Source organism: Selenomonas dianae (assembly GCF_030644225.1).
GTDB lineage: Bacteria > Bacillota > Negativicutes > Selenomonadales > Selenomonadaceae > Centipeda > Centipeda dianae.
This window is the reverse complement of record NZ_CP128650.1, coordinates 622,302-629,775: the sequence shown is the minus strand read 5'-3', so window position 1 is coordinate 629,775 and position 7,474 is coordinate 622,302. Positions and strand designations below refer to the sequence as shown.

9 protein-coding genes and 5 tRNA genes are annotated in these 7,474 nt (G+C 55.6%); all 14 read right to left on the bottom strand.

Features of this window, described 5'->3' with window-relative positions; translation table 11 throughout:
- Positions 1–72: 72 nt before the first annotated feature.
- Positions 73–1,704 (bottom strand): ShlB/FhaC/HecB family hemolysin secretion/activation protein, encoded by a 1,632-nt coding sequence (locus QU667_RS03085; RefSeq protein ID WP_304987865.1) that lies wholly within the window; start codon positions 1,702–1,704, stop codon positions 73–75.
- Positions 1,705–2,085: 381 nt separating this feature from the next.
- A complete protein-coding gene (rplL, locus tag QU667_RS03080) occupies positions 2,086–2,457 on the bottom strand; it encodes a 50S ribosomal protein L7/L12 (protein WP_304987864.1) in 372 nt (123 codons plus the stop codon).
- Between the two features lie 39 nt (positions 2,458–2,496).
- Positions 2,497–3,033 (bottom strand): 50S ribosomal protein L10, encoded by a 537-nt coding sequence (gene rplJ / locus QU667_RS03075; protein WP_304987863.1) that lies wholly within the window; start codon positions 3,031–3,033, stop codon positions 2,497–2,499.
- A gap of 298 nt (positions 3,034–3,331) precedes the next feature.
- Positions 3,332–4,015 (bottom strand): 50S ribosomal protein L1, encoded by a 684-nt coding sequence (gene rplA, locus QU667_RS03070; protein WP_304987862.1) that lies wholly within the window; start codon positions 4,013–4,015, stop codon positions 3,332–3,334.
- A gap of 55 nt (positions 4,016–4,070) precedes the next feature.
- On the bottom strand, positions 4,071–4,496 hold the full coding sequence (gene rplK / locus QU667_RS03065; RefSeq protein WP_006690943.1) for a 50S ribosomal protein L11: 426 nt from the start codon (positions 4,494–4,496) through the stop codon (positions 4,071–4,073).
- A gap of 37 nt (positions 4,497–4,533) precedes the next feature.
- On the bottom strand, positions 4,534–5,082 hold the full coding sequence (gene nusG, locus QU667_RS03060) for a transcription termination/antitermination protein NusG (protein WP_304987861.1): 549 nt from the start codon (positions 5,080–5,082) through the stop codon (positions 4,534–4,536).
- A gap of 14 nt (positions 5,083–5,096) precedes the next feature.
- A complete protein-coding gene (gene secE, locus QU667_RS03055; RefSeq protein WP_006307106.1) occupies positions 5,097–5,282 on the bottom strand; it encodes a preprotein translocase subunit SecE in 186 nt (61 codons plus the stop codon).
- A 12-nt stretch (positions 5,283–5,294) separates the two neighbouring features.
- On the bottom strand, positions 5,295–5,444 hold the full coding sequence (gene rpmG / locus QU667_RS03050) for a 50S ribosomal protein L33 (protein WP_006307107.1): 150 nt from the start codon (positions 5,442–5,444) through the stop codon (positions 5,295–5,297).
- A gap of 155 nt (positions 5,445–5,599) precedes the next feature.
- Positions 5,600–5,676, bottom strand: a tRNA-Met gene (locus tag QU667_RS03045).
- Positions 5,677–5,682: 6 nt separating this feature from the next.
- Positions 5,683–5,758 (bottom strand) — tRNA-Thr (locus QU667_RS03040).
- A gap of 9 nt (positions 5,759–5,767) precedes the next feature.
- Positions 5,768–5,843, bottom strand: a tRNA-Met gene (locus tag QU667_RS03035).
- Between the two features lie 7 nt (positions 5,844–5,850).
- Positions 5,851–5,936, bottom strand: a tRNA-Tyr gene (locus QU667_RS03030).
- 16 nt (positions 5,937–5,952) lie between these two features.
- Positions 5,953–6,028: transfer RNA gene (locus QU667_RS03025), tRNA-Met, on the bottom strand.
- A gap of 122 nt (positions 6,029–6,150) precedes the next feature.
- Positions 6,151–7,413, bottom strand: coding sequence for a diphosphate--fructose-6-phosphate 1-phosphotransferase (pfp, locus tag QU667_RS03020; RefSeq protein WP_304987860.1), 1,263 nt, complete (start codon positions 7,411–7,413; stop codon positions 6,151–6,153).
- Positions 7,414–7,474: the final 61 nt, after the last annotated feature.

The following is a 7,474-nucleotide window of genomic DNA, read 5'->3' as shown; positions in this document are numbered from 1 at the left end:
GATATTTCCCCTTCGTTCAAGCACGTTCGGCGACTGCCGAAGAATCCCCATCGGTCAAAATTTCTTTTCCGCTTAGAAGAATTTATAAAGCTGAAACCAAAAACGTCCGCTGCGATCCGTGTCCGAAACCGCCGCTTCTTTGCCGAGCTTCCACGCATAATATGCGCGCAGCACCCAGTTGTCCTGATTGCTCCAATTCACGCCCACCCCCGTACCGTAGAGGCTACGCCCCGCAGGTCCGCGGTAGCCTAAAAGTCCGTTGTGATAGAGGGTTACATGTCCCCCATCGAGGAATGCGATCAGCTGCCAGACGTTCTCATCCCCCTCGCGCGTCGGCAGGTTCCAACGCAACTCCGAGGACCAGCGCCATCCGTCGTCCCCCGATGCCTCACCGACGGGATAGGCACGCACCCCGTTCGGGCCGCCGAGTGACATTTTCTCCGACGCGTCGAGATTTTTCGATGCCCACTGACGATTGTAGGTCAGATAGAGAGAAACGCGTTCACTCATATGCTGCAGACGCGTAAGTTCGAGATTCCACTTGCCAAAATGACCTGCCGTTTTCGCCGTCGCCACATCATAGCTGCGCTGAATCCCATCGTCAATCGAAAGATCCCCGTGCGTATAGGCGAGAGAGAACGTATTGCGCCCGCCCGTCCAGAACCGATCCAGATTGTCGCCGTTCACGCCGAACACCCAGTTGCGTGCGCTCTTGGGGTTGCTGTACGCCATACTCTTTGCCTCATCGTTGAGGCTCTTCATATCATAGCGGATACTGCCGTAGAGGTTCACATTGCGGCTGCGCCGAAAATTGTGCTGCCAGTTGAAGCTCAGTGTCTGTGCCGTCCCCGTATAGTCGAGTGCGGCGAACGCACCGCCGAGCGTGTAATGTGAACGCGCATAGCTCACGCCGACGCGTTCCCCCTGCTTTGCAATCGGTGTCGAGTAGGAGGCCGAGCCCGACCACATCCCGCCGTTTGACATAATACCGCCGATCGAGAACAGATCGCCCTCGCGGAAAGGACTTGCATAGTTGACGAACGCACTGTACTGATAGCGTCCCGTATAACGGTATCCACCGTTGTCAACACCGACATAGCCCCATGTACGATGTCCCTTGTTCTTGACATTGACGACGAGATCCGTCGTCCCCTGCCGACTGCCCGCCTTCAGCTGTGTATTGACCTCCACACGGGACAGATCGTTCGTCAGCCAGACGCCGCGATTGAGCGTATGCTTTTCCACCCGCTGTCCTGCCGCAATCGCCATCTCTCGCCGAATCGCGGCATCTGTCAGATAGGACTCGTTGTTCACAATGATCCGGTCGTAACGCCCCGGCACAATCGTAAAATCGACGACACCATCCTTGAAGTTCTGCGGGGCAAGGTAGGCAAACGCCACAAAATACCCCTTTGAACGCAGATACTTCGTAATCTCCTCCGCCTGTGCCTCAAGTTCTGCGAGCGTCGCGTCCTGATGCCGATGCGGTGCAAGCACATCCGCAAGCTCCTCCGCTGTCACGGGGTTCTCCCCCGAGAACGTATAGCGCATGACACGGACGCTTTTCTCTCCGTTCGGTCGTTCCGCCGCAGACACAAGGGACGCACACGCAGAAAACGCAATACAGGAAACAAGAAAGAAGCGCGCCGTATGTCTGCCGACACGCCGCACGCCTGTACGATTCGCTCTCTTATATTTTTTCATCCGTGCCTGTTCCTCCATGCATCTGATTTACGTTCCTATCTCAATGCTATTATCGTTTATTTTGTCTTTTATTTTAACATATATGCGACTTTATTCCTAGACTTTTATGTTCGCATTGCAATCTCTTTTCCACGTTCTTTGGATATGCCACAAAACTGCTGCACAAGTACCTCGGAAATTTCATAAGCAATTACCAGAGGCAATAACATCCCCCCCTTTGCACCATCCAACGATGGACTAAATTTTTTTAATAAAACAACACGTGATTATCAAACAAAGCATACCATGTAAAAAAATAAATAGCAAGACAACAAAAAACCGCCTCCCCATAATAGGAAAGCGGTTCCGGTAAATCACCGATTCAATGCCATCTCGCCGGAATTACTTCAGCTCAACCGTTGCGCCGGCCTCTTCGAGCTTCTTCTTGAGCTCCTCAGCCTCAGCCTTGGCGATGTTCTCCTTGACCGGCTTCGGTGCGCCGTCAACGAGCTCCTTCGCTTCCTTCAGACCGAGCCCCGTCGCCTCACGGACAGCCTTGATGACGTTGATCTTCTTGTCGCCTGCAGCTGCGAGAACGACCGTGAACTCCGTCTTCTCCTCCTCAGCAGCGGCAGGAGCTGCGCCGCCGACAGCAGCAACAGCAACCGGCGCAGCAGCGCTGACACCAAACTTCTCCTCCATCGCCTTGACGAGCTCGGAAAGTTCGAGAACGGTCATGTTCTCAATGGCTTCCAGAATCTGATCCTTGTTCATGATATACCTCCAAAATAATGTAATTTCTCTCTGTATGTTTTATGCGGACGCCTTCTGCGCACGCACTGCATCAAGCACATAGACGGCATTGCGGATAACGCCTTGGAGCACATTGACCGTGTTCGTGATCGGCGCATTCATGCTGCCCATGAGCTTTGCGATAAGCTCTTCGCGCGACGGGAGCGACGCAAGCGCCTGCACCTCATTCGCCTCGATGACCTTGCCCTCGACGGTACCGACCTTGACGGACAGAACGCCCTTGTCGTCCAGCTTGTTCTTCTTGATGTAGCCACAGATGACCTTCGCCGGAGCGACCGCATCCTCTGCTGAGAATGCAAATGCCGTCGTGCCCTCAAGATGCGGGTCAAGTCCCTCCAGTCCGAGCGCGTCGGCTGCGCGGCGCACCATCGTATTCTTTACGACGTGATAGGTAACGCCCGCAGCGCGCAGCTCGCGGCGCAGCTCCGTATCCTGTGCGACCGTAAGACCTTTGTACGTCGTAAAGACCGCGCCCTTCGCCGAGGAGAGCTGCTCTTTCAGCTTCTCGACGATGACTTCTTTCTTATGATCTGCCATGTAATCATTTCCCTCCTCTCTTGTCGCCGTTCATCTTGGCACGTCCTTCCGTTCTTGCCGCGTCGGAACATCCTCCACGCAGGACTTAACTGCGCGTCCGGTGTTCCTCCTTGCTCGAACAAAAATCCGCACCAATCCGGACGGCTCTTATTCTTTCGAATGAAAAATCTCCGGCTGCTACACTGCCGGAGATGAATGTTCTAATTCACGTCCGGCCTCGGCAGGCGACAAAAGTCGTTAGATGCTCGCGCAAACCTGCTGTCTACAGCCCGGGGAAATTCCGTACGCTCTTAGCTTCTTAGCTGAGCGCAACGGGGACGGCAGGACCCATCGTCGCCACAACCGTGATGGAGCGGATGTACTGCCCCTTTGCCGCTGCCGGCTTCACACGGATGAGCGTGTCGATGACTGCCTGATAGTTCTCGCGGAGCTTCTCCGCGTCGAACGACGCCTTGCCAATGGGGACATGGACGTTGCCCGCCTTGTCCGTGCGGTACTCCACCTGTCCTGCCTTGATCTCGCCAATCGCCTTCTTGAGATCCATCGTGACCGTGCCGAGCTTCGGGTTCGGCATGAGTCCGCGGGGACCAAGCACCTTACCGAGACGGCCGACCGTACCCATCATGTCGGGCGTTGCGACGGCGACATCGAAGTCGAGCCAGCCGCCCTGGATCTTCTGCACGATCTCATCCGAGCCGACGAAGTCCGCACCTGCGGCCTCTGCTTCTGCGACCTTTTCGCCCTTGGCGAAAACGAGAACGCGCTGGGTCTTGCCCGTGCCGTTCGGCAGGACAAGCGCGCCGCGCACCTGCTGATCCGCATACTTCGGATCAACGCCGAGGCGCACGTGCAGTTCGATGGTCTCGTCGAATTTGGCGGTCGCCGTCTTCTTCACGAGCTCCATCGCCTCCTGCGAAGCGTAGAGCTTGCCGCTCTCGATGAGCTTCGCAGCGTCTTGGTATTTCTTACCAAACTTTGCCATGAATAACTCCCTTCGTGGTATAACGGGCGTACGCCCTTCCACTTCATCACAGGCGTTAGTCTGTGATCTCAATTCCCATGCTGCGGGCAGTCCCCTCAATCATGGATGTCGCCGCCTCGATCGACGCAGCGTTCAGATCCGGCATCTTGGACTCGGCGATCTCACGCGCCTTCGCGCGCGGGAGCTTCGCAACCTTCGTCTTGTTCGGCTCGCCCGATGCCTTTTCGATGCCCGCCGCCTTCTTCAGCAGAACTGCCGCCGGAGGGGTCTTCGTGATAAAGGTAAAGGAGCGATCCTCAAAAACCGTAATCTCAACCGGAATGATGAGCCCCGCCTGCTTTGCCGTGCGCTCGTTGAAGTCCTTGACGAACGCCATGATATTCACGCCCGCCTGACCGAGTGCAGGTCCAACCGGAGGAGCCGGTGTCGCCTTGCCCGCAGGAACCTGCAGTTTTACGACACGCGCAACCTTCTTTGCCATCGACACATCACCTCCTTTCAATGTATATGTGTTCCCATCAGATCAATTCGACCTGATCCATCTCGACATCAAGGGGGGTTCCCTCCACATCCACCTGGACGCGAAGCCCTGCCGCGTCGATGGATGTAACCTTGCCCGCATAGTCCTCGAATGCGCCCGAGGCAATGCGCACGGTATCCCCGACGTTCACCTTCGTACGGCGCTTCGGCGCACCGACAGAACCCGAGAGAATGCGCTCCGCCTCCTCCGCCGTCAGCGGGATGGGGTGTTTCTCCGAGCCGACAAAGCCCGTGACTCCCGTTGTATTGCGCACAACGTACCAAGAGTGTTCATCGACGATCATATCGACGAGGACGTAGCCCGGGAACACCTTGCGCGGGACGACCTTTTCCTTGCCGTCCTTCATCTCGATCTCGTTCTCCACAGGGACAACGACGTTGAAGATCATGTCGCTCATGCTCGCCGAGTGCATGAGGCGTTCGAGATTCGCCTTGACTTTGTTCTCATAGCCCGAATAGGTGTGGATGACATACCAAGCCCGGTGGGGGTTTGCCTGTCTGAGATAGAGTTCTTCCTTATCCGCCATGTCCCTCTCCCGGTCTAGTAATGCAGTATGACCTGAAATACACGGGCAAAAATGGTGTCACAGATCCAGATCAATGCGCAGACGACGACGATCGCGATGCCGACAACGCCCGTATAGGTAACGAGTTCCTTCTTCGTGGACCACGAAACCTTCTTCATCTCTGCGACAACTTCCCGCAGGAATTTGACTATTTTTCCCATGACAAAGGACGCTTACTTTGTTTCTTTATGCGGCGTGTGCTTACGGCAGAACTTGCAGTATTTGCTGAACTCCAGACGATCCGGATTGTTCTTCTTGTTCTTGTTCGTGCGATAGTTGCGGCTATGGCACTCCGTGCACTCAAGCGTAATGTTGTTGCGCATGAATATCAACTCTCCTCGTTATCTGTTATGAAATCACTCTTACCAATTTATCACACTTGGAAAACGCTGTCAATGTACACGGCAGATTTTCTCAAGAAAGCACCGAAGCGCCAAAAAGCATAAAAGAACCCCCAAAACGGGGGTAAAAGCCAAAATGGTGGCGGCACAGAGATTTGAACTCCGGACACTGCGGGTATGAACCGCATGCTCTAGCCAACTGAGCTATGCCGCCGTTATATGGAGCTGATGACCAGGATTGAACTGGTGACCTTATCCTTACCAAGGATACGCTCTGCCGACTGAGCTACACCAGCGACGGGACTTGGTTGCGGGGACAGGACTTGAACCTGTGACCTTCGGGTTATGAGCCCGACGAGCTACCGACTGCTCCACCCCGCGATGAAAGTGGTGGGCAGGGATGGATTCGAACCATCGTAATCCGAAGATGACAGATTTACAGTCTGTTGCCTTTAACCACTCGGCCACCTACCCATGAAAGCTATGAAATTGGTTGCGGGGACAGGACTTGAACCTGTGACCTTCGGGTTATGAGCCCGACGAGCTACCGACTGCTCCACCCCGCGATATTAACGTTCGCGCTGTGCGCTAACAAGATGGTATTATACGGCAAAGTGAGAGCCGCGTCAAGTGCCAAAAGAAAAAATGGAGCAGAAAATTTCTGCTCCATCATTTTCCCGCTCTTGTGTTACTCCGCAGCGTCGCCGTCAAAGAGATAGGCGTAACGCTCCTTGAACTCCTCGTGCGTCATGCGGTAGGCGTTCGCAAGCCCCGGATCTTCAAGATCCCCCTTTTCGAGGCGCATCATGAAGCCGCGCGCAATCCGATAGTGGACGGACTGGATGTTGACCTTGCGCACCTTCGTCTTGCCCGTCTCGGGGTCGCGGATCTCATCAAAACGCATCGGTACCGCCTGATTGTCCTGAATCGTAATAATTGCCCCCGAGTCGCCGCTCATCAGGAACTTGACGGCAGAATATCCGAGCGAACGGCAGTAGTCGATGTCGTACGCAATCGGTGCTGTGCATCGCAGCTCGTAGCCGATCTCCTTGTCGATGACAGTGATCGTGATGCCGAGCTTCTTCGTTTCGGCGAGCACTGCCTGCTTGAGAATTTCGCCGAAGTCCAGCTCGCTGTAGCGGATGTGTCCGTGCTCGTCCGTGACGACGCTGCCGAGCTTTGCAAAGTCCTCCTCGGCAATCTTCTCAATGACCCCCTCGGCGATAACGGCGACGCCGTAGTTGCGTCCCGTGAGGTATCGCTTGACGATCGAGCCCGTGATAACGTCAACGACCTGCTGCAGGGGGATCTTGTCCTGTGCGAACTCCTCGGGGATGATCGTGATCGCCGCCCCCGCGCTGCGTCCCATGCCGAGTGCGAGATGTCCCGCCGTGCGCCCCATGGCAATGGTAAAGTACCAGCGGTTGTTCGTCGTGCTCGCGTCCTCCATGAGATTCTCGATCTCCATCGTGCCGAACGCACGCGCCGTCTCGAAACCGAACGTCGGAACCCCCTCGGGCAGCGGCAGATCGTTGTCGATGGTCTTCGGGACGTGAACGACGTTGATCGTGCGCCCCATCTTGCGTGCATACTCGGAGACCGCCATCGAGCTGAATGCCGTATCGTCGCCGCCGATGGTGACGACGTGTGTCACGCCGAGTTCCGTGAGCGTTTCGACAACCGTGCGCAGATCGGATTCCTTCTTCGTCGGGTTGAAGCGCGACATTTTGAGGATGCAGCCGCCCGTCAGGTGGATGCGGCTGATATTTGCCGGCTCAAGGCGCACGTAGTTCTTCTCACCGCGTGCGAGCCGCGAGAAGCCATCATAGATGCCGAGCACGTCCCAGCCGTGCCGCGTCGCTTCGCTCACAACGGCGGAGATGACGCTGTTGATGCCCGGCGCAGGGCCGCCCCCGCAGATGATCGCAATGACCTTCTTAATCCCAATCATGAATATGCCTCCTTGTTGAAATTATCTGTACTTTATATAGATTCGACGAAATGAATTGTTT